This is a genomic window from Candidatus Chlorobium masyuteum (assembly GCF_011601315.1).
In the GTDB taxonomy this organism is placed as follows: Bacteria; Bacteroidota; Chlorobiia; order Chlorobiales; family Chlorobiaceae; genus Chlorobium; species Chlorobium masyuteum.
The window spans coordinates 354,733-375,949 of record NZ_JAAORA010000002.1; the positions used below are offsets into that span (position 1 = coordinate 354,733).

Below are 21,217 nucleotides of genomic sequence, written 5' to 3' on the forward strand. Positions count from 1 at the left end.
AAATATTCAACAGAACACTAATCATGAGGTTTACCCTTGTAGGCAACGGCAGGATGGGAACACAGGTTGCCCAAGTGATCGGTCAGTCGGGCCGGCACGAAATAGCCGCCGTTCTTGATATCGATACTCCCGTTACTCCCGACCTGTTTCGCGGAAGCGATGCCATCATAGATTTTACCGTAAGGGAGGCTTTTCTGCTTAATCTGCCAGCCATCCTCAGTTCGGGTGTGCCGGTTGTTGTCGGTACCACCGGCTGGGACGATGTTCGCGAAAAGGTCAGAAGCCAGGTCTCCGATGCCGGGGCTTCGCTGCTCTGGTCGTCCAATTTTTCACTCGGGGTCAACATTTTTCTCCGAACCGTTCGCGAAGCTGCCCGGCTGATCTCTCCTTTTACGCAGTTTGATATTGCTGTAGCTGAACAACACCATACCGGAAAGGCTGATTTTCCAAGTGGAACAGCGCTCAGGGCCGCAGATATGATTCTTGAGGCGAACCGGCGGAAAACAACGGTTGTGCGTGAGCTGTCGGATGAGCGGAAACTTGCTCCTGAAGAGCTGCACGTTGCGGCAATACGGCTTGGCACAGTTTTCGGCAAGCACTCCGCCTTTATTGATTCCGAGCTGGATGAGATCGTGATCTCCCATACGGCCAAAAGCCGCGCAGGGTTTGCCGCCGGAGCGGTTGAAGCTGCCGAGTGGCTTGCAGGGCGTCACAGAACAACGCCGGGATTTTATACCATGGATGATTTTTTAAACGAAAAGCTCTCCTGAACTCTATGGCAGCCGACAGTTCAACGCAAAGTGCCCTCTCATTTTCAGGAAAGCTCTATACGGTTCTTCTTGGTGCTGCGATCATTCTCCTGACAACAACGGTACCCTATCTTACCCTGCTGAATGTTTTTCTCTTTGCCGGGGTATTTCTTGCCGGTACGATTGCGCTTAACCACGCCATTCTCCGTTTTCAGGTCCGTCTTCCCTACAGTGAGGCCTTTTTTCTGGGATGTGTTGCCGGTATGGCGGGCGGGGTGCTTTCCGAGAGCGTAACCTTTCTGCTGATGCAGCAGTTCAACTATCGCCCCGGAGCAGAAAGCCTCTCGCTGATCATCGACTGGGCACTTGAAATGGCAAAAGGGAAGCCTGAACTACAGGATCAGGTACAGGCACTTGTAACAGCAGAGAAGCTTGCTTTGGCACCAGTCAAGCTGAGTTTCAGGGAGCTGCTGATGAATATGGCCTTTTCAGGTGTGTTTTATGCCCCCATGACCGGTCTTGGCGCTGCTTTTGCCGTGCTCAGGCTCAAACGCAAAGCAAGAAAAGCGTGACGGAAAGGTTGTTTTAAGCTCCGGAGGAGCGGGATATTGGTAGAGCTTGCAGTTTGTACCACCCCCTGTCAATCTTCTGCGAACCCGGCAGGGTTCTCCACGCTTCTACCCGGCAGTACCGTACAGGGCTTTTGAGTTTACCGATTCCCGAGTTCATCGCAAGGTTGATAGCTCCCTCATCGGGAGCGTTTTCCTCTTCACTCTCAATGAATGCCACCGGCCGCTCGCCATATTCACGATCAGGAATAGGCACTACAACAGCTTCGCGTATTCCCTCGATCATCATCAGCGCTTTCTCGATCTCTTCGGGGTGAATGTTCTCTCCTCCGGAGATAAACATGTTATCCTTGCGTCCGATTACCGTCACCACTCCCTCTTCAGAGAGCGTGCCGATATCGCTGGTGTGAAACCATCCCTCGCTGTCGGTTTGCAGCTGAATACCCCGGTTGGTGAGGTATCCTGAAAAAAGGGTTGCCCCCCTGACCAGCAGTTCCCCATCTGCCGCTTTGCGCAGCTCTCTCCAGGGCAGAACCATTCCGCTGTTCTGTTCCGGGCTATTTATCGGTCCTGGAGTAGTGGCAATCTGTGAGCTCATCTCGGTTGAGCCGTAGCTCAGATAGAGGGGGATATGCTGCCGTACACTCTCCTCAAGCAGTGACTTCGGAGCAGAGCTGCCGCCAAGCAGCACAGCTTTCAGTCGGCTCAGGCGCAGGGCGCTTTCGCTTTGGGCCAGCAGGCGGTAGAGTTGAGTCGGTACCAGCGAGAGATGGGTGAGCGGGAAGTTCCCGAGTGAGCTTGCAAGCGGCTCATCGGATTCTGCAATCGCAAGGCATCCACCCGAAACAAATGCTCTGAAAAGCAGGGCGTAACCCCCGATGTGATAGAGCGGGAGTGAGAGCAGCCAGCAATCTCCGGGTCCGAAAGGGAGGTTCTCTTCGGAGCCGAGAGCACTGTACCAGTGATTGGCAAAGGTGTGAACGGCGGCTTTTGCTTTTCCCGAGCTGGCCGAGGTATGAATAATGGTAACCGGGCGCGACATCTCTTCGGGTGGCACCATGCTCTCCCCAGCGGCAAAGCGCGAGGCATCTTCAAGCAGTGAGGTGAGCGGCGAAGTTCTGCATCCGAAGTAAAGGAGTTGAGCAGAGCTGCCGGTCAGCAGCAGTTTCGGGCGAAGGTTCTGCACGGTAGTCCGGATCAGCTCTTCGGGAAACCGGCTGTTGAGCGGAGCGGCAATCATTCCGGCTTTAAGCAGACCAAGCAGGGTGATGACCAGTTCGGGGGTATTTACCGAGAGCAGTGCGACTATGTCGCCCGCCCGAAATCCCTCCTTGCAGAGCAGCCCGGCAATATGGCGGGCCCTCTCATCACACTCCAGGAATGAGAGGCTTTTTCCCTTCATCATGATTGCAGGAGCGCTGCCGAAACGTTTTGCAGCTCTGCCTACAAGGTCCATAGTGAGGTGCGCTTTAACATTCGCAGGTTAACCTTCTGGGCGTTCAGATAGATGGTTTCTGCATCGAGCAGACCGTTCTTACTCCCGAACGGGGTTTCAAGCAGGTCGTACTCCAGGTAGCGGTAGGTGTCAAGGCCGCATGCGGCAGGCAGAGAAGAGAGCGAGGCGGCGAGCATGGTATAGAAGCTCAGGCTGATTCCGCTCTCAAAAGCCGAGCTGAATACCGCTTTCAGCCTGTTTTCCTGGGCATACCGGGCAAAATGGAGGGCCACCGAGATCCCTCCAAGACGGTTCGGCTTGAGGATGAGCGCTTTGAGAGCGGCCACCGGAATATAGCTGAGCATCTCAGGTTTCTGCCAGAGTGTTTCATCAAGAGCCGAGGGAATCCCTGTTTTAGCATGGAACTCCCCGATCAGTTCAGGGTCCTGCAGCGGCTCCTCGATATAGTCAATGCTGCCGGCAGGAGCGCTTCGGGCAAAATCGAGAGCTTCATCCATCAAAAGCGACTGATTGGCATCAAGACGCAGTTTGATCTGCTGGCCGAAAGTACGGTGAAGCGCTTCAATGCTCCGCAGGGCATCGTCGGTTTTTCCGGCTGTGATCTTGAGCTTGAATGTCCGGTATCCGAGGCTGAACAAGCGCTCTGCCCGCTCAATGATCTTTGCTGTATCACCGAAGAGCAGGGCGTTGAGTGGAACCTCTTTTGCACTCTCTTCCAACGGCGAAAAGGCGGAACGGCCCCCCTTATTGGCGGTTTCAAGGTTGATCATCGCCATCTCCAGACCGGTTCGCACTGAAGGGTAGAGCTGCTCCTGCATTATCGGGGAGGCAACAAAGTTATGTTTGGCAAGCACCTCAACCAGCTGGGCTTCTGCGGACTGAAACAGCTCTTTGTGCAGTCCGGGAAGCGGAGCTATTTCACCGTAGCCGATTTTTCCGCTTTCCCGGCTCGTGAGGGCAAGGATAATGCCCTCACGTTGCAGAAGCCTGACGCCTTTGACGGTTACCGGTTCCGTAAAGGGAATGGCATACCTGTAGAGTGTTACATGGGAGGCTTTCACGGTCTTTTGGGAAACTTGCTGAAGTCAGGCTTGCGTTTTTCAACAAACGCGTTTCTGCCCTCCTGTCCCTCTTCACTCATATAGTAGAGCATGGTGGCATTTCCGGCCAGCTCCTGCAGGCCTGCCTGGCCGTCGCAGTCGGCATTCAGCGCAGCCTTCAGGCAGCGGATGGCCATCGGTGAGTTGGCAAGAATCTCACGACACCATTTTACGGTCTCCTCTTCAAGTCGATCGAGCGGTACAACAGTGTTGACGAGGCCCATGGCAAGGGCTTCAGCTGCATTGTACTGGCGGCAGAGATACCAGATCTCGCGGGCTTTTTTCTGGCCGACAAGACGGGCCATGTAGCTTGCACCCCATCCGCCGTCAAAAGAGCCGACTTTCGGACCGGTCTGGCCGAAGATGGCATTTTCAGCCGCAATGGTAAGGTCGCAGAGCATATGCAGCACATGACCGCCACCGATTGAGTAGCCTGCAACCATGGCGATGACCGGTTTCGGGCAGGTGCGGATGTCACGCTGGAAGTCGAGCACGTTGAGCTTGTTCACCCCTTTGCCGTCATCATAACCGGCGTTTCCCCTTATTTTCTGGTCGCCTCCCGAGCAGAAGGCCAGGTCGCCCTGACCGGTCAGGATGACCACGCCGATCTCCTGGTCATTGCGAGCGTTCTGAAGGGCCTCGATCATTTCGTCAACCGTCTGCGGGCGGAATGCATTGCGTCTTTCAGGGCGGTTGATGGTGATTTTGGCGATTCCTTCGGCTTTATGGTAGAGAATGTCGGTAAATTCACCGGCCGGTATCCAGTTTACAGCGCTCATATCAGGATGGTTGTTGCTTGTTGAAAAATGTTTTCAGGCGGTCGAGAAACAGCTCCCGGTTTTCAATGTGCAGCGTATGGCCGCAGCCGGAAAAGATCTCAAGCGTGGAGTCAGGGCATAAATTAACCATTTGGCGCCCAATCTCAACGAATTTAAGGTCTTTTTCACCGGCAAAAAATTGTGTCGGCACCCTGTTTTGCGCCAGTGCATCCCATAGTGAGGGCTGTACTCCGGTTCCGAGGAGCCTGAGCGCTGAAGCGAGGTTTCCGGGATTGTTGATTTTCCGTTCGCGCTCAATCTCGTGAAAGAGGGGATGGTTTTTCAGGGTTGCAAAGAGCGGTTGCTCATACCAGGCTTGAATGAACCCCTCAAAGTTCTTCTCGATTTTTCGGGCAATCCCTTCATCGCTTTTGCGGCGGGCAGCCTGCTCCTCTTCGGTTCTGAGACCGGGGGAGGCGGAGACAATAACCGCTTTTGTGAAGAGATCCGGGTGGCGCATCATGAGGGCAAGCGCCACACGCCCACCCATGGAGTAACCCACGAGAAAGCAGGGAGCCGCCGCAGAACGCCTCAACTCCGCCGCCAGGGCATCAACGGTCTCCATGAAAAACAGCTCAGGGTTGCCCTCTTTGGGTACTTTGGGTATCGGCGTTTCTCCATGACCCGGAAGGTCCACCAGCACAGAGCAGTAATCCCGTTCAAGCTCCCTTGCGACAGCCAGCCAGTCGCTCCCCGACCCGAGAAACCCGTGCAAAAACACAATCCGCGGCAAAGCCTGGTCTCCGATGAGCAATGAGGGGACGTTCATGACTAACTCTACTTTAGATTCTCTTGCAGGAACAATATATGAAGCTCTTTCACCTGCAGGAAGTTATTTTCGTATAACCGGAGAAGAGTGAATGTTTGAGCGGTTTGCAGATATCCGTTCAGGAAGAGTATATTGTGTTGCAATTGCAATGCATGAATAATGATTGATAAATTATGAAAAGCGCATCCTTCCCATCCCTTCGCGTTAAACCCGAGCTCCGCAATGCAGCCGAAGAGGTTTTGCAGCAGGGGGAAAGCCTCTCTTCATTTATTGAGTCATCTATCCGGGCGAATATTGACCGAAGGCTCAATCAGAAAGAGTTCATTACTCGGGGGCTTGCATCGCGGGACCATGCCCGCATTACCGGGGTATACAAGGATGCTGATCTTGTAGTTGATCGGCTTCATGAGATGCTCCTTGAAGCCAAAAAGAAAAGGCATTGAAGTACACTGTCCGCTTTACTCCTGAAGTCGAAGAAGATCTTGTGCGGCTTTATGCATTTCTTCTTGAAAAAGATCCGAAGACGGCTGAAGAGGCACTCAACGCAATTGCCAATGGACTCGGTTTTTTAAGGGATTTTCCTTTCAGTTGCCGTAAAGCGCTTCCCGAAAATCCACTGCTTCGTGAACTCCTTGTTTCAGACGGAAAATCGGGTTATGTCGCCCTTTTCGAAATCGAGGATCAAAGTACTGTTACCGTTCTTGCCTTGCGTTACCAGCAAGAAGATGACTATTACTGATCTGCAAATGCGGGAAAGTCATGTATTTGCTTTTTGTATCTGTGGAATGGAGACGTACACAACAAACTATACGTTCCATTTTCTCTCAAGGATTGAACTTTTCATAAATATCTTTGCGATGTCCAACTCTTATAACATGAATAACGAGTTGTTCATGCTCGATTGAATAGATAATCCGGTAATCACCTTTACGAATTCTGTAGGTTTGTACTGATCCTCGCATCTTTTTACATCCAGGTGGTAATGGGTCAACTGCAAGATCATTTACTGTGTTCACAATTTCAGGAATAATCTCGTTGGCAAGCTTTTTCAGCTCTTTGACAGCGGAATTTTTCCAGTGAATGCTATAGCTGCCCATTTTTTTTCAGATCTTCAACAAGTTGTTCATGAGAGATTGTTGGTTCATCCTTGCGCTCGGCAACAGCGGCCAGATCTTCAAGCTCTTCAAGTAACTCATAAAAATCGTCCAGGGGTAGAATAACCGATTTTTTGACCCCGTTTTTATCGGTTACGTATTCCGCGTCAATGTTCTCAATCTTTGGCATTGATAATGGTTTGAAATGTTGAAAACAGGGGAATTCACCCTTTGCATTGACTATGTTTATTGCCGTAATATAACAATATCGGTTCAGATTTAGTTTGTCACTGAAGAGCGCAGCAGAAAGGTTATTCGGGGGTTTCACCTGTCCGTTTTATGCTGAGGGTATTGTGAAGTCGGGTTTGACCGCGTGAAGTGTCACTTACGCTTTTTTTGCAATGACCAAGCCAACATTAATCGGGTTGTACCGGCTTTTCCGTTTTGAACTCTCAAGCACCGCAGGTGCCTGTGCGCTCCTTGGCGAACTCCTTGCACTTGGATACCTTCCTTCTTTTCGTCAGGCAGCACTTGGTTTTCTGACAATCTTCTGCATTTCGGCGACCGCTCTTATTCTCAATGACTTTTTCGATATCGAGACAGATCGGATCAATGCGCCTTACCGTCCACTGCCTTCCGGCCTTGTGTCAAAAGCCGAAGCGCTTCTTCTTGCCACAGTCGTTGCACTCCTCGGCTTCCTTTCCGGTTGGATGATTGGTGTGGAGGCGTTTGCTCTTGTGCTGGTCGTCTGGATTGCCGGATTTCTCTACAACTGGAGGCTAAAGAAGTCAGGAATAATTGGCAATCTCATCGTTGGCTTTTCAGTGGGAATGACCTTTGTGTTCGGGGGTATTATGGTTGGAAATCCTTTTGAAAAAATAGTCTGGTTTCTTGCACTCACAACCATGTTTGTTGACCTTGGAGAAGAGATCGCCGCCGATGCTCTGGATGTTGAGGGTGACCGCAAAACCGGATCGCGTTCGCTGGCTGTTCGTTTCGGCCCGGAGAGAGCAATGAGAATTGCAGCGGGTATTTTTTCATTGGTTATAGCAGGAAGCGCCATCCCTTTTGTGTTCGGCTGGCTTGAATGGCTCTATCTGCCTCCAATTGTCATTTTCGATGGAGTCATTATCTATTCCGCAAGACGGCTGCTCAATCCAAAGATACCAGACCGAATCAACGATATCCGCCGTATCTATCTGAGCGGTTCAGTAATGATAGTGGTGTTTATCATTATCCGGCTTGCGATCACAGCCCGGTAAGATATTCTGCGGCGAGGGTGTTGATTTTGGCCTGGAGTGAGCGGTGGCGGAGCAGATTATCCTCTCTTGTGCCATTGACTTCTATCACGGTGCTTCGGGGGCTGGCGGATGCTTTTGTGTAAGCAGCCATGAATTCGTCGTTTGTTTTCGGATTCGTGTACTCTACACCGAAGGTTTCGGCGGCGGATTTGACACTGTAGTTTTGCGGGGTGGCGAAATGGGTTTCAAAGATCTCTTTGCATTTGGAAACCGGCAGGAACGAGAAGATGCCTCCGCCGTTGTTGTTGAGCACAATAATCTGCAGGGGGACATCCATGGAGCCGAGCAGCGAGAGTGCATTCAGGTCGTGCAGAAAGGCGATATCGCCGATCAGGAGCGTCACCGGCTTTTGTCCGCCTGAGGCAAATCCGGCTGCGGTTGAGATAATGCCGTCAATCCCGCTTGCTCCGCGGTTGATGCCGGTTATGACGCATTCTGTCTGAATGTTGTATGCGAAGCTGTCCATATCTCGGACCGGCATGCTGTTTGAGAGGAAGAGTCGCTGGCTGCTGCTTATCAGCGTTGAAACCAGTCGTGCAGCGGAAATTTCTGTTACCGGAAGGTTGCCTGTGGTTTCACTGTCAATGGCTTCTCCTGCGTGGCGGAAGAATGTTTTGGCCTGCTCCATATTGATTCCGGAAGTGGCAGAGCGGCACCCCTTGAGAGCCTTGGCGGTCAGGAGAATCGAACGCTCAATGCTCATGGTTACGTTGTGGTCGGGGGAGTAGCGCTCTGCATCTGGTCTGATGACGATATAGTGTTTCGGATTCCACTTCCGGATGGCGGCTGCCGGGTGTTTTGCGATCAGGCGACCGCCGAAATGGAGCACCAGGTCGGGTATGAAGCGTTCAGCGAATTCCGGAGTTGCAAAGGCCTGCTGCCATGGAAGTGTTGTGCTCATCAGGCGAACTCCTGAAGAGAGATCGCCGTAGAGTGGTATCTGAAGATCAAGGGCAAGTTCGGCAACCGCTTCCGCCTCTTCGGCGCGCTGCATGCTTCCCGCAATAATGAGGGGCCTGTCAGCTTTTGCAAGCAGTCCACGCAGTATCGAGAGAGCTTCAATATCCGGTCGCTTTTCCGGGAAAAGTGTGCGGCTTGAGGGTTCTGCGCTTCCAAGCCACTCATGTAGAGGGTTGAGCCAGGGATCTTCCGGATCGGGTGCTTCCGGTTCCAGCGGCTCCCGGAACGGCTGGTTCAGGTGTACCGGGCCGGGAGGTGAACCGACAGCTTTCGCTACAGCATAGGAAACAGTGGAGAGCAGGGCTTTCGGTGGCAGCTCCGCTGACGGAACCGGGAGCTGCATGTGCCACCGGGTATAGCTGCCGAAGATGTTCTCCTGGCGGATAGTCTGGTTTGCTCCGCATTCAAGCAGTTCGAAGGGGCGGTCGGCAGAGAGCACTATCATCGGCTGAGAGTCCATGGATGCCTCAACAACGGCAGGGAAATAGTTGGCTACGGCGGTGCCTGATGTGCAGATGAGAACAGCCGGTTTTCCGGTAGCTCTGGCATGCCCGAGCGCAAAGAAGGCTGCAGAGCGTTCATCCGGAAAGATTTTCCACCGGGCTTTAGGATTTCCGGCAACGGCAGCTGTGAGCGGCGTTGAGCGTGAGCCTGGAGAGATGCAGAAAAAATCAGCACCCTGCCGGATCAGCTCTTCAATGATGATGCTGCTCCAGAGTGTGGTGATCTGGCGGTTGTTCATGCTTCCTGACGGGTTATAGTCAGTATGTCGCCGATTTTCTGATCAACCTCGTTCCATTCAGAGAGGGGATCCGATCCTGTTACCAGTCCTGCACCGGAGTAGAGATAGGTGAAGCGTCCGTTGACAAGCGCCGAGCGGATGGCTACGGAAAATTCAGCAGCATCACGGCTGATCCAGCCGACAGGTGCGGCATACCAGCCCCGGCTGAAGGGTTCGAGCTCCATGATATGCTGAAGTGCGGGCTCCTTCGGGACGCCGCCGACAGCAGGAGTTGGATGGAGGCGTTTCAGTACATCGCTGTCATTTTCGAATTCCGGCTTGAGTGTTGCCGAGCAGCGGGTATAGAGGTGTGCAAGTCGGTTCAACTGCATAACACAGACATCCTCCTCCATGTCAATTTCGCTGCATATCGGGAAGAGGTCTTCGTAGATCATCGCCCTGACAAAGTTATGCTCGCGGATATCTTTTTCTGAATTCAGGAGTGCCTCTGAAGCGTGATGGTCACCGCCTTTGATCATCTCTTTCGAACAGGTTCCGGCAAGCGCTTCAGTCAGGAGCTGGTTGCCGTTTCTGCGGTAGAGCCGTTCGGGTGAAAAGCTGAAAAATGCCCGGTTTTCAGCCGGCTCAAAGTAGAATCTGTAGATCGCATTTTCCGGATAGGGATAGCGAAGCAGGAAGAGGAGCGGAGAGAGTGTCGCACTGAACTCCAGTATGGTCTGCCGTGCCAGCATTATCTTCTCCATCTCCCCGCTGGTAAACGTCCGGAGCGCTTTTCTGCAAAGCTCAATCCATCGGGTTTCATCCGGATTATAGGAGATGTTGAGCAGTTCCGGGAGTTTCGACGCAGAGCAGTCGGTGTTGGTTACGAGCCGGTCAAGCACATCGGTCAGCTCACGGATTTTTGTTATGACAACATCACCCTGTTCAATCCAGAGATGGCATGAAAGGGAGTAGTGTGCGTTCTCGAATGTCAGCTGGACAAGTGGCAGTACAAAAGAGAAGGTGGAAAACTCCTGCCAGATTGGATCCTGTCTCTCGCTGTTGTTGAAGTGGAACCCTCCGAAATAGCGGGCGTGGGGAGTTTTGCGGGCCAGGGAGCGTTCGAACTGCCTGAACATCTCGTCGTTATTGCCTTCTCCGTCATACGTAATGGTGTCAGCAATGCCGATTCCGGCTACAGCATAATCCTTTTCACGGTTCATCCAGAACACTCTGGGATATATCGTCTGCACAGAGAGCCATTCTGGCAGGTCTGCAGGATGAACAGGCTGCGAGAAGGTTACAAGATGGTTCTTGTGATCTCTGCCCGCATCAAGCTTGTCATCGTAAAGGCTTAAAGCAGTTTTCAGGCTTGCAACAGCCTTTTCGATAGACAGGAGTTCCGCTGAAGGTGTAATGGTATGGTAATGCTCACTCATCATATGCGTTTGTCGGCATTATAACGCTCCAATATGTTTGTTTCATACTTACAGAAACAAACAGTACAACAAGTTATCAATATCAGTTTCCTGAAATAAAAAAACGAAGGAAAATCGGTACCGGTTTTCAAAAAATCCGGTTACCGTTTTTCACTACTACCAGATTTTTCCTTATTGAAATGGCGCTGCAGCGAGACGGCAAGATAATTGTTTTTCACAAGAAGCCATTCATAAATCGCCTCGGCTTCAGCCCTTCTGCCGGTATGAATATAGCAGATTGCAAGATTGTAGTGGGCCTCTGCAAATGCTTCGCTGTTATCTATGGCATCACTGTATGCGGTGGAAGCTTTCTCATACTGCTGCATCTGCATATAGACATTGCCGACATCATAAAGACGCATTGAGTCTTTTGGCGCGCGTTCAAGGTGTTTCTGAAAATATCCCAGTGCTCCGGCATAGTTTTTCTGATTGAAAGCGATCGTCCCCAGGGCCTGTTCTGCATGATCAAGCCCGGGATTTAAGGCAAGAGCGTTTTTGAATGCTTCGGTTGCTTCATTATAACGCTGTTTACGGGCCAGAGCGTTGCCGAGAAGCATAAAACCGCCGGCATCCTGAGGATTTTTCCATACCTGCTGCTGCAGATTTGCAATTTCATCCGATTTACGGTTGCAGGATGTCAAAATGGTGAGGCTGGCCAGCAGAGCGCAAGCAATGAAGCGAGACAGTCCGGACCTTGAATAGGGTAGTGAAGGAGTCATAGTAATTCAATATAATCACTTGATGAATGATCTGCCAATCATGATTTGGATACGTTTCTGATTTGGCTGAAATATTTCAGAATTGCAGGCAGTGTCCGTAACTTGAGCGGTCAGGATTCTTTGGAAGGTTTAGATCTGATCGATCGAGAATGCCGGTAATCATATGAAATAAAAGAGCCATGAAACATGATTTAGAGGTAAGCGGCATGAGCTGCAGCGGTTGTGAGATGCTCATCAAGGAGGCTCTTGAAGAGCTTGACGGTGTTCTGGAAGCCGAGGCATCTCATTCTACAGGCAGGGTTACGGTTGAGTGCGATCCGTCAAAGGTCACTCTTGCTGCAATAACGGAAACTATTCAGGCAGAGGGCTTTACGGTTAAGGGGTAACGAGCTGTCGGAAAAAAGGTGCATCTATCGGAAAAAAAGAAAGGAGTGTGACATGGCAGTCGAGAAAACGGAACGGCTTGCGGTTCTTATTGATGCAGATAATACCCAGCCGGCAATTATTGAAGGTTTGCTTGCTGAGGTTGCCAAGTACGGAACGGCAAATGTCAAAAGAATATACGGTGACTGGACGACTACAGCACTGCGGGGATGGAAGGAGGTACTTCTTGAGTTTTCCATCCAGCCGATCCAGCAGTTCGGCTATACCAAAGGGAAAAATGCAACAGACAGTGCCATGATTATTGATGCCATGGATCTTTTGTATACCGGCAAATTTCAGGGGTTCTGCATTGTGTCAAGTGACAGTGATTTTACCAAACTGGCCTCGCGGATCAGGGAGTCCGGACTGACGGTCTACGGATTCGGAGAGAAAAAAACCCCGGGCCCTTTTGTTTCAGCTTGTGACAAGTTCATCTATACGGAGGTTCTTCGCCTGAAACTCAATGAAAACGAACCGATTGCACGCAAGTCGATGGCTGAGCTTAAACAGGATACCCGTCTGGTCCGGTTACTGAGAAATGCGGTTGAAGCCTCCTCTGATGAGAGCGGCTGGGCGCATCTTGCAACGACAGGCGGCAACATCGCCAAGCAATCTCCGGAGTTTGATCCACGAAACTACGGTTATATCAGGCTTGGAGAGTTGCTGGAAGCAACAAAGCTGTTTGATTTTGATGAGAGGGTTCTCGGTAACGGACAATCGAGGGCTATCTATGTGCGTGACAAGCGCAAAAAAGGATGAGTAGATTGAGCACATAAAAAAGGCCTCACCGGAGTGAAGCCTTTTTTTATGTATCTGCGGAGCTGACGGGGCTCGAACCCGCGACCTCCTGCGTGACAGGCAGGCGCTCTAACCAAACTGAGCTACAGCTCCATTCAAAGAGTTGTAAATGTATAGAGCACGACCCTAAAATCCAAAAAGTATTTTCGTTTTTTTTCTGTTTATATTGAGTTCGGAAAACAGAGAAATGTTTCTGCACTCCTTTGTTTTTTAACACTTTCAGCATGGTTTCTGATTTTTGTTACGTGTAATCTTCAATCAACAAGATTGGTATCAACATGGCCGTTACAGACCCAAGAAATTCCCTGACCGTTACTGATAACAGGACCGGAAAAACCTATGAACTTCCGGTTGAGAACGGTACCATCAATACCATGGATCTTCGTCAGATACAGGTTTCTGCTGAGGATTTCGGGCTTTTGGGCTATGACCCCGGTTTTTTAAATACAGCATCCTGCAAAAGCCGTATTACCTACATTGATGGTGATAAAGGTATTTTGCGTTATCGAGGCTATCCAATCGAACAGCTTGCAGAGCACAGCCATTTTCTGGAAACCTCATACCTTCTTATCAAGGGTGAGCTTCCCGACAAGGAGAGGCTGGCGGTATGGACTTACAATATCCGCCATCATACCATGACCCATGCCAATCTGGTCAAGTTCATGGACGGGTTCCGCTACGATGCTCATCCGATGGGGATTCTTGTCGGCACAGTAGGCGCGCTCTCTACTTTTTATCGTGATGCGAAGGATATCGGTAATGAAGAGTCCCGTAAACTCCAGGTGCGGCGTCTTATAGGCAAGATACCCACGCTGGCGGCAATGAGCTTCCGTCACAGTCTCGGGTTTCCCTATGTTCTGCCTGATAATGAGTTGAGCTATACCGGCAATTTTCTCTCCATGATGTTCAAGATGACTGAAATACACTACAAGCCAAATCCGGTGCTTGAACGTGCCCTCGATGTGCTCTTTATCCTGCATGCTGATCATGAACAGAACTGTTCAACCAATGCCGTCCGGGCTGTAGCCAGTTCCGGAGTCGATCCCTATACAGCAATTGCTGCCGGTTGCGCGGCTCTTTACGGGCCATTGCATGGCGGTGCAAACGAGGCGGTTATCCATATGCTGCTGAAAATCGGATCGGTTGACAAGGTTCCGGAGTTTATTGCATCGGTCAAGAGCGGGGAAGGCCGTCTTATGGGCTTTGGCCACAGGGTGTATAAAAATTATGATCCAAGGGCAAAAATTATCAAGGAGATCGCTTTCCAGGTTTTTGAAGAGACCGGTCGCAGCCCTCTGCTCGATATTGCTCTTGAGCTGGAGAGAATTGCTCTTGAGGATGAATATTTTATCAATCGGAAGCTCTATCCGAATGTGGATTTTTATTCCGGTCTGATCTACCAGGCGATGGGATTTCCGATGGATATGTTTCCGGTTCTCTTTGCTATCGGAAGGATACCCGGATGGCTTTCACAGTGGATTGAGCAGGTTAAGGATCCTGAGCAGAAAATTGCGAGACCCCGTCAGATCTACCTCGGAGAGGAAACGCGGGATTTTGTACCGATGGAGATGCGCCCGAAAAACAGGCTGGATGAGCAGAAAATAGGGATCTGCAGACTATAAAGGTTTTTTATCACATTTTCGACCAAATAATTATGTCGGTTACGTCCAAAGATGTTGCCTATATCGCCGATCTGGCCCGCCTCAGGTTCAATGAAGAGGAGACAATTGTCATGACCAGCGAGCTCAACAACATTCTTCACTATATCGAGAAGCTCAATGAAGTTGATACTGAAGGTGTTGAACCGCTCAGCAGTATCCATGACCAGATCAACGTACTCCGTGAGGATGTTGAGCTTCAGCCGCTCACATCGGAGGATGTCCTGAAGAATGCCCCTCAGAGGCAGGATCGTTTTTTCAAAGTACCCAAGGTTATCGGGTAACCCTGCAATGGTTGAGCTTCGCGAAAAAAACGGAAGTGCGGTTTTTGTCGTCAAGGCACAGCCCCGGTCATCGAAAAGCAGGGTATGCGGTCTCTATAACGGAGGATTGAAGGTTAGTCTGAAAGCGGCACCTGTGGATGATGCCGCCAACAGGGAGTGTTGTGACCTTTTTTCAAAAGTTTTCCATATTCCCCCCTCCCGGGTGCATATTATTGCAGGGAAGAGTTCCCGGACAAAAACCGTGATGCTGGAAGGGGTCACTCTTGAAGCCGCGACTCTGGCGTTCAACGCTTATGAGTAAACGCTTAAAAAATATAGGCACCGTTTTTAATTGTCGTGAGCGATTCGAAGGCAAGGCGGACGGAGCGCAGAAACCGGAATGTACAAGGGAGTACATGAGGATTTTGAGCACCGTCCAACGTAGTCATCGAACTGCGGAACAGATTAAAAAAGGTGCGCTATGAGAGCTGTGGTTCAGAGAGTGTTATCGGCCAGTGTCTCTGCAAGTGAAGCTCGATACTCCGGGATCGGTCCGGGTATGCTTGTTCTTCTTGGTATTGCTCCCGGTGACGGTATGGCGGAGGTCGAATGGATGTGCCGCAAGCTTGCCGGTTTGCGGATTTTTAATGACGGTGAGGGTAAAATGAATCTTTCGCTCACTGAGAGTGAGGGAGAGCTTCTGGTTGTTTCACAGTTTACACTCTATGCCGATACAAGCCGGGGCAACCGGCCGGGTTTTTCAGGTTCAGCCCGTTTTGACGTTGCTCAGCCGCTCTACGAAAGTTTTATCCGGATGGTTGGCCTGCAGATTGCAAAGCCGGTCAGGACCGGATGGTATGGGGCGGACATGCAGGTCGCTCTGGTCAATGACGGCCCGGTAACCTTGATTCTTGATTCTCCACTCTCCACATGAAAGCTGTTATCCTTATTCCTGCCAGGCTTGATTCCAGCCGTCTTGAAAAAAAAATGCTTGCCGATCTTGAGGGGGAACCGCTCATTGTCCGTACCTGGCGGCAGGCTCTTAAATCCCGGCTTGCAGCACGCGTTGTTGTAGCTACCGACAGTCTGGAGATCGCTTCTGTTCTGGAAGAGCGGGGAGCTGAAGTTGTTATGACTTCGCCCTCGGCACGCTGCGGCACGGAGCGGATTGCTGAAGCAGCAAGAGTGACCGGCGGAGATGTTTTTGTCAATCTGCAGGGTGATGAACCGCTTATCAGTCCTGAAAATATCGATCTTGCGCTTCAGCCATTTTTTTCTGCAAATCCCCCGGATTGCTCTACCCTTGTTTTTCCCATGCAGCCCGATGAGCGGAATCAGATTGAGGACCCTCATGTGGTGAAGGTCGTTATGGATCGCAAGGGGTTTGCGCTCTTTTTTTCACGCAGTCCGATACCATACACGAGAACAAAGATGCCGACGACAACCTTTTATCGTCATATAGGGCTCTATGCGTTCAGTGCAGCAGTTCTTGAGCAATTTGCAGCACTTCAGCCATCGATGCTTGAAGAGGAGGAGTCGCTTGAGCAGCTCCGGCTGCTGGAGAATGGTTTTCGAATCCGGTGCATCACAACAAGCGTTGATAACCCCGGTGTCAATACCCCTGAAGAGCTTGAACAGGTTCGTGCCATTATCAGGGGGGGGGGGGCGGTTGATTGCTGCAGAACACCTTGAGAAGGCGATCTGTTTTTTTATCGAGGATATTATTATTTTTTAAAACGGACAGATATGGTTTTTATCCCTTCTTCATTATGAAACCAGCATGAACAGCATACCAAACACACTTTTCATACGATTATGGATTGTGTTTCTGATTTATTGTTTCGGTATGGTGATGGTGTCGGAGGTATCCCGGGCTGCTTCATACAGGATTGGTGACAAGTTCGGGGGAGGTATCATTTTTTACGTCGATGTGACCGGCCAGCACGGCCTGATTGCTGCTCCTGAAGACATCGTTATCCGATATACTGATGTCTGGAATAAGTCACCATGGGCGGGGGTATATCGCTGGAGTACCGGACAGGAAGAAACCGTGAATAACAGTGATTATGCTATGCAGCTACTCTCTGATACAAGACACGAACTTGGTCAGGGCAGAGCTAATACCGCAAAGATTCTGGCGAAATATCCTGCAGTAACCTATCCCAGGAGCGCAGCAGCTATCGTTCGGGCATATCGGGGTGGTGGTTTCAGTGACTGGTTTCTTCCAAGCAAGGATGAACTGAACCAGCTCTACATCAACAGGGCGCTATGCGGTTCCTTTGCCGGAGACTACTACTGGAGCTCCTCCGAAATGACCTCTGATACGGCATGGTACCAGTACTTCAGCGATGGTTATCAGGGTGGAGGAACAAAGTCCTACTACAGTCGTGTTCGTCCAGTGCGTGCTTTTTAGAAAAAGAATAGGACCAAAAGGAGTTCAACAGCAACAACGACGAAGAGCAATCCGAAATCTAAAATCCATAATCATTTCTGATCACGGCTTATCACGGCGGGCAACGTTCCTTCGTGAAAGAGCAGATCGACCCTGTCGTCAGGGTGCAGTTCTGCTATGCCGGTCATGAATTTCCCCTCTTTTTTTACCAGTACATAGCCGCGTTCAAGCGTTTTTCGGTAATCGAGCAGTGCAAGCTGCTGAAGCAGGGATGCGTAGCGCTCCGCCTTTTCCGTGTACCTGTTCCGGATTGTTTTTGTCGTTCGGTCAAGAAGGGTGGTGATCCGCTCTTCAAACTGCTCCATCTGAAGCGGAGGGCGGTTGAAAGCATAGCTGCTACAGATAGAGTAGATCTGACGTTCTGCTCCCTCAACTTTGTTCTGTACCGCCCGATCCTGTTTTGACTGCAGAGTCTCAATCCGGCGGAGAAGCTCTCCTGTGTCAGGTACGGCCAGTTCGGCCGCAATCGAGGGAGTTCCGGCCCTGAGATCTGCGGTCATATCAGCAATGGTCAGATCGGTTTCGTGACCGATGGCACTGATTACCGGAATAGATGAGTGGTAAAGGGCATTGGCCACAACCTCTCCGTTGAAGGCCTGCAGATCTTCAAGTGAACCTCCTCCACGTGCGATAATGATAACATCCGGCCGGTGTGCAGGATTTTTTGTTTCGTTGAACCAGGCGATACCTGCTGCTACTGATTCGGCGGCATCGGTTCCCTGAACCTTGACCGGATAGAGAAGAACTCTTGCAGCAGGAAATCTTCGTTCAAGCACCTTGCTCATATCCTCGATGACCGCTCCTGTGGAAGAGGTGATGAGCGCGATAGTTTCGGGTATGGCGGGAATCGGCTTTTTCCGCTCTGCGGCGAAATAGCCGGCTTTTGCGAGTTTTTGCAGGAGTTCGGCAAATGCCTGCTGAAGAGCCCCCTCTCCGGCCGCAGTCACAGCGGTACAGATGAGCTGATAGCGTCCGGATGGAGGATAGACCTCAAGTCGCCCTTCGGCCACAACATTGATGCCATCCCTGAGTTCAACGGCAAGCCTGATTCCGGTGTTTTTCCAGATGACGGCCGGAATCTGGGCTCCATCGTCTTTCAGTGTCAGATAACTGTGACCCGAACTGTGCCGCTTGTAGTTTGATATTTCACCCTTGACCTTGACAGCAGGAAAAGTCATTTCAAGCTCTGTCTTGATCTGCTGAGTCAGCTCACTGACCGAAAGAATCTCTGTGCTCATGCAGGCAAACAGGATAGGTGATCATAAAGATGTATGCTGTAATAAAACAAATCATTCTCTAATACCCGCTGATTCTTTGCTCTTAATGGATGAGAGTTCCGATGTGTCATTTCGAATCCCGAGCAGCTCGGGTGAGAAATCTCATGCGTGTCAGATAAAGAAGATGAGATCCCTCTCGTTGTTGGGGATGCTAAAAAAGGGGCGGGCGGGATGATTGGCCGGGGCGACAGGGAAGATGGGCAGCAGAAAGCTGTCAGATATGGAGGCGGTCACGTATTTACAGCGGGAAGTGTTATATTCGTTTTTTATTCACAGCAAAGCGTTTACCGCTCAATTGCTTAAGGGCGATGTTATGACCAACCATGATTTTATTGAGGAGCTGGCGGGTCTGCTTGCTATGGAAAGTCAAGAGGCTCATGCTCTTCTGAACAGTTTTTTAGGCGCCATGGTCGCCGAGTTTCTTGCTTGCGGAAAGCTCTCCGTGAAGGGTCTCGGCAGATTTTCTGTCAGGAAGCTTGCGCCGGTTAAAAAGATTACGGTTTCCGGTACGGTTTATACTCCCCCCTGTAACAGGATGATATTCGAGCGAGGGAGTTTCGGGGGTGATGATACCGTGCGTATAGCTGTTTCGAGAGTTTCGATGAGTCCGGACGATGCCAACCGGTTTGGCCGGACTCTTGCCAAAGTTCTTGTCCGAGCATTCAAGGAGAAACGGGAGCTGGTTTTCAACGGTTTTGGCCGTTTCACTCTTCAGGAGGGAGGTTACGGGTTTGTTGCGGAGAGCACTCTGGAAGCTCTGTTGAACAGGGAGTATCAGGATCTGGAGGAGGTTGTTGTTTTGCCGCAGGATCGGGTTCCGACCGGCAGCAGACGTAAAGCAGCGCCTTTCCTGATTCTCGTTTCGGCAGCGATCGCTGCCGGAGTGCTGCTTGTTTTTCTTTATGGCCGACAGTTCGCTGAAAGCATTCCATTCTCTGTTGCGACTTTTTCACAACGCTCAGCTTCAGTCAGCCCGAACAGCAATCCTCCGGTCAGTTCTGAAACGGTTACACCCGCTCAGGGCGGGGGTGCAGACTCTCTTGTTCTTGAAAAAGAGGACTATACGATCATACTGGCAACCTTCCGTTCCGGGAGTACCGCCCGTAAAGAGATCAGCCCTTTGCGTTCAAAGGGCATTACAGCATTTGTCTGGCCTGCATTCTCCGGGGCAGTGAAATACCACAGGGTCACGACGGGCAGGTTTTCAGGCAGAGAAGAAGCTTCAGCACATCTTAAAAGGCTGCCTGAAAAAACGGCTGGCAGCGCATATATCCAACATGTTATCAAGAGGGTTGTTCTTCATGCAGAAAAAGAGTTGTAGCACGTTGCACCCGCAGTCCATGTGTCCGGCTTTCGGCGGGCTGAGGGTATTGACAAGAATTGACGGTGTTCAGGTCTGTCTGGCTGCCGACCAGGGTTGTCTTTACGGGCTGACGTTTGTCTCCCATTTCTATGCGGCCCGCAAATCCATCATCTCTCCGGAGTTGATGAATGTGCAGATTTCCGGCGGAACCATGATTGATGATCTTCGCCGTACCATTGAAGAGATCGCCCGCGACCCTGCGGTTCGGTTCATTCCGGTTGTCAGTACCTGTGTTGCTGAAACGGCCGGGATTGCCGAGGAGCTGCTGCCCCGGAAGGCCGGAAATGCTGAAGTGCTGCTTGTCCGCCTCCCTGCATTTCAGATCAGAACCCATCCCGAGGCAAAGGATGTTGCTGTAGCCACACTCATAAAGCGGTTCGGGAATTTCGCCGCACCGAAAAAAGCAAAATCGCTGGTGGTACTTGGAGAGATTTTTCCGGTTGATGCCATGACCATTGGATCGGTGCTGCAGAAAATCGGTGTCGAATCGGTGATTGTGCTCCCCGGAACATCGCTTGAGGACTATATCGAGGCCGCAGAGGCCGAGGCTTGTGCCGTGCTGCATCCCTTTTATGAAAAATCCGTTTCGCTGCTTGAAGAGCATGGGGTAAAAATTGTCAAGGGAAACCCGATCGGAGCCAACGCTACAGCGCAGTGGATAGGCCGTATCGGTGAGGCGCTTGCTCTTGACCCCTCTACGGTTCAGGCTGTTGCGGAAGAGGAGGCCCGGAAATCAAGAGAGGTACTTAATCAGTTCAAGCACCTTAAAGGAAAGGTTATAGTGGCCGGTTATGAAGGCAATGAACTGCCGGTTGTGCGTCTTCTGCTGGAAGCCGGGCTTGAAGTTCCTTATGCATCAACCTCTATTTCGCGGATGGCGCTCGGCGAGGAGGATCACAGGGTGCTCTCCATGCTCGGAACCGAGATCCGATACCGCAAATATCTTGAAGAGGATATGCAGGCTGTAGAGGAGTACCATCCGGATCTGGTGATCGGCACAACCTCACTCGACAGTTTTGCCAAAGAGCGGGGAATTCCGGCAATCTACTATACTAACAATATTTCCGCCCGCCCGCTCTTTTTTGCAGCGGGAGCGGCAACGGTACTCGGCATGATCAGCGGACTTCTCGGCAAAAAAGAGGTGTTCATGAAGATGAAGGAGTACTTTGAAGAGTGAATAGAGTTTGAGTCCATAAAAAAAGCCGGGGGTTCCCCGGCTTTTTTTATGTTCAGTAGCTGTTTATGCAGC

General features: G+C 51.0%; 26 protein-coding genes and 1 tRNA gene. 16 read left to right on the top strand and 11 right to left on the bottom strand.

Annotated elements, in window-relative coordinates; translation table 11 throughout:
• Positions 1–23: 23 nt before the first annotated feature.
• Both dapB and G9409_RS05235 read left to right on the top strand, forming a co-directional pair.
• Complete coding sequence (gene dapB / locus G9409_RS05230; protein WP_166807758.1) at positions 24–770, top strand: 4-hydroxy-tetrahydrodipicolinate reductase; 747 nt, start codon at positions 24–26, stop codon at positions 768–770.
• Between the two features lie 5 nt (positions 771–775).
• A complete protein-coding gene (locus G9409_RS05235; protein ID WP_166807759.1) occupies positions 776–1,321 on the top strand; it encodes a hypothetical protein in 546 nt (181 codons plus the stop codon).
• A gap of 13 nt (positions 1,322–1,334) precedes the next feature.
• Here the strand turns inward: G9409_RS05235 and menE are convergent, their stop codons facing one another.
• The 4 genes from menE to menH are packed head-to-tail and all read right to left on the bottom strand — an operon-like array spanning position 1,335 to position 5,461.
• A complete protein-coding gene (menE, locus tag G9409_RS05240; protein ID WP_166807760.1) occupies positions 1,335–2,774 on the bottom strand; it encodes an o-succinylbenzoate--CoA ligase in 1,440 nt (479 codons plus the stop codon).
• On the bottom strand, positions 2,762–3,835 hold the full coding sequence (gene menC / locus G9409_RS05245; RefSeq protein WP_166807761.1) for an o-succinylbenzoate synthase: 1,074 nt from the start codon (positions 3,833–3,835) through the stop codon (positions 2,762–2,764). The genes menE and menC overlap by 13 nt, the downstream gene beginning before the upstream one ends.
• Complete coding sequence (gene menB / locus G9409_RS05250) at positions 3,832–4,653, bottom strand: 1,4-dihydroxy-2-naphthoyl-CoA synthase (protein WP_166807762.1); 822 nt, start codon at positions 4,651–4,653, stop codon at positions 3,832–3,834. Before menB ends, menC begins: the two co-directional genes overlap by 4 nt.
• 1 nt (position 4,654) lies before the next feature.
• Positions 4,655–5,461: a 2-succinyl-6-hydroxy-2,4-cyclohexadiene-1-carboxylate synthase gene (gene menH / locus G9409_RS05255; RefSeq protein WP_166807763.1), complete on the bottom strand. Its 807-nt coding sequence runs from the start codon at positions 5,459–5,461 to the stop codon at positions 4,655–4,657.
• Between the two features lie 173 nt (positions 5,462–5,634).
• On the opposite strand from menH, the gene G9409_RS05260 reads away from it, so the two are divergent.
• Both G9409_RS05260 and G9409_RS05265 read left to right on the top strand, forming a co-directional pair.
• Complete coding sequence (locus G9409_RS05260) at positions 5,635–5,904, top strand: YlcI/YnfO family protein (protein ID WP_166807764.1); 270 nt, start codon at positions 5,635–5,637, stop codon at positions 5,902–5,904.
• Positions 5,901–6,200 (top strand): type II toxin-antitoxin system RelE/ParE family toxin, encoded by a 300-nt coding sequence (locus G9409_RS05265; RefSeq protein ID WP_166807765.1) that lies wholly within the window; start codon positions 5,901–5,903, stop codon positions 6,198–6,200. Before G9409_RS05260 ends, G9409_RS05265 begins: the two co-directional genes overlap by 4 nt.
• 85 nt (positions 6,201–6,285) lie before the next feature.
• Here the strand turns inward: G9409_RS05265 and G9409_RS05270 are convergent, their stop codons facing one another.
• Positions 6,286–6,558, bottom strand: a complete 273-nt coding sequence (locus G9409_RS05270) for a type II toxin-antitoxin system RelE family toxin (protein ID WP_166807766.1) — start codon at positions 6,556–6,558, stop codon at positions 6,286–6,288.
• Complete coding sequence (locus G9409_RS05275; RefSeq protein ID WP_166807767.1) at positions 6,545–6,745, bottom strand: hypothetical protein; 201 nt, start codon at positions 6,743–6,745, stop codon at positions 6,545–6,547. Before G9409_RS05275 ends, G9409_RS05270 begins: the two co-directional genes overlap by 14 nt.
• Positions 6,746–6,956: 211 nt before the next feature.
• Here G9409_RS05275 and G9409_RS05280 point away from each other — a divergent pair, with 211 nt between their 5' ends.
• Complete coding sequence (locus tag G9409_RS05280) at positions 6,957–7,817, top strand: UbiA family prenyltransferase (protein ID WP_166807768.1); 861 nt, start codon at positions 6,957–6,959, stop codon at positions 7,815–7,817.
• Here the strand turns inward: G9409_RS05280 and menD are convergent.
• The 3 genes from menD to G9409_RS05295 all read right to left on the bottom strand — a co-directional run bounded on the left by menD (position 7,804) and on the right by G9409_RS05295 (position 11,734).
• Positions 7,804–9,558, bottom strand: coding sequence for a 2-succinyl-5-enolpyruvyl-6-hydroxy-3-cyclohexene-1-carboxylic-acid synthase (gene menD / locus G9409_RS05285; protein ID WP_166807769.1), 1,755 nt, complete (start codon positions 9,556–9,558; stop codon positions 7,804–7,806). The genes G9409_RS05280 and menD overlap by 14 nt on opposite strands.
• Positions 9,555–10,979, bottom strand: a complete 1,425-nt coding sequence (locus G9409_RS05290; protein WP_166807770.1) for an isochorismate synthase — start codon at positions 10,977–10,979, stop codon at positions 9,555–9,557. Before G9409_RS05290 ends, menD begins: the two co-directional genes overlap by 4 nt.
• A gap of 137 nt (positions 10,980–11,116) precedes the next feature.
• On the bottom strand, positions 11,117–11,734 hold the full coding sequence (locus G9409_RS05295) for a tetratricopeptide repeat protein (RefSeq protein WP_166807771.1): 618 nt from the start codon (positions 11,732–11,734) through the stop codon (positions 11,117–11,119).
• 179 nt (positions 11,735–11,913) lie between these two features.
• Between G9409_RS05295 and G9409_RS05300 the strand changes: the two genes are divergently transcribed.
• Positions 11,914–12,120, top strand: coding sequence for a heavy-metal-associated domain-containing protein (locus G9409_RS05300; RefSeq protein WP_166807772.1), 207 nt, complete (start codon positions 11,914–11,916; stop codon positions 12,118–12,120).
• A 52-nt stretch (positions 12,121–12,172) separates the two neighbouring features.
• Positions 12,173–12,916, top strand: a complete 744-nt coding sequence (locus G9409_RS05305) for an NYN domain-containing protein (RefSeq protein ID WP_006365368.1) — start codon at positions 12,173–12,175, stop codon at positions 12,914–12,916.
• Positions 12,917–12,973: 57 nt separating this feature from the next.
• On the opposite strand, the gene G9409_RS05310 is transcribed toward G9409_RS05305, so the two are convergent.
• Positions 12,974–13,048 (bottom strand) — tRNA-Asp (locus tag G9409_RS05310).
• Between the two features lie 185 nt (positions 13,049–13,233).
• On the opposite strand from G9409_RS05310, the gene G9409_RS05315 reads away from it, so the two are divergent.
• The 6 genes from G9409_RS05315 (at position 13,234) to G9409_RS05340 (ending at position 17,289) form a co-directional block, all read left to right on the top strand.
• Positions 13,234–14,577, top strand: coding sequence for a citrate synthase (locus tag G9409_RS05315; RefSeq protein WP_166807773.1), 1,344 nt, complete (start codon positions 13,234–13,236; stop codon positions 14,575–14,577).
• Positions 14,578–14,609: 32 nt separating this feature from the next.
• Positions 14,610–14,897 (top strand): Asp-tRNA(Asn)/Glu-tRNA(Gln) amidotransferase subunit GatC, encoded by a 288-nt coding sequence (gene gatC / locus G9409_RS05320; RefSeq protein WP_166807774.1) that lies wholly within the window; start codon positions 14,610–14,612, stop codon positions 14,895–14,897.
• Between the two features lie 7 nt (positions 14,898–14,904).
• Entirely contained in the window at positions 14,905–15,198 is a 294-nt protein-coding gene (locus G9409_RS05325; RefSeq protein WP_166807775.1) for a DUF167 domain-containing protein, read from the top strand.
• 159 nt (positions 15,199–15,357) lie between these two features.
• The gene (gene dtd / locus G9409_RS05330; RefSeq protein WP_166807776.1) at positions 15,358–15,810 is read left to right on the top strand and encodes a D-aminoacyl-tRNA deacylase; all 453 of its coding nucleotides are present in this window, start codon (positions 15,358–15,360) and stop codon (positions 15,808–15,810) included.
• Positions 15,807–16,568, top strand: a complete 762-nt coding sequence (kdsB, locus tag G9409_RS05335) for a 3-deoxy-manno-octulosonate cytidylyltransferase (protein ID WP_166807777.1) — start codon at positions 15,807–15,809, stop codon at positions 16,566–16,568. Before dtd ends, kdsB begins: the two co-directional genes overlap by 4 nt.
• 130 nt (positions 16,569–16,698) lie before the next feature.
• Positions 16,699–17,289 (top strand): Lcl C-terminal domain-containing protein, encoded by a 591-nt coding sequence (locus G9409_RS05340; RefSeq protein ID WP_166807778.1) that lies wholly within the window; start codon positions 16,699–16,701, stop codon positions 17,287–17,289.
• Positions 17,290–17,360: 71 nt separating this feature from the next.
• Here the strand turns inward: G9409_RS05340 and xseA are convergent, their stop codons facing one another.
• A complete protein-coding gene (gene xseA / locus G9409_RS05345) occupies positions 17,361–18,566 on the bottom strand; it encodes an exodeoxyribonuclease VII large subunit (protein WP_166807779.1) in 1,206 nt (401 codons plus the stop codon).
• Positions 18,567–18,713: 147 nt separating this feature from the next.
• Between xseA and G9409_RS05350 the strand changes: the two genes are divergently transcribed.
• The 3 genes from G9409_RS05350 to bchY are packed head-to-tail and all read left to right on the top strand — an operon-like array spanning position 18,714 to position 21,145.
• A complete protein-coding gene (locus tag G9409_RS05350) occupies positions 18,714–18,908 on the top strand; it encodes a hypothetical protein (protein ID WP_166807780.1) in 195 nt (64 codons plus the stop codon).
• A gap of 10 nt (positions 18,909–18,918) precedes the next feature.
• Complete coding sequence (locus tag G9409_RS05355; RefSeq protein ID WP_166807781.1) at positions 18,919–19,926, top strand: SPOR domain-containing protein; 1,008 nt, start codon at positions 18,919–18,921, stop codon at positions 19,924–19,926.
• Positions 19,907–21,145: a chlorophyllide a reductase subunit Y gene (bchY, locus tag G9409_RS05360; protein ID WP_166807782.1), complete on the top strand. Its 1,239-nt coding sequence runs from the start codon at positions 19,907–19,909 to the stop codon at positions 21,143–21,145. The genes G9409_RS05355 and bchY overlap by 20 nt, the downstream gene beginning before the upstream one ends.
• The last annotated feature ends 72 nt before the right edge of the window (positions 21,146–21,217 follow it).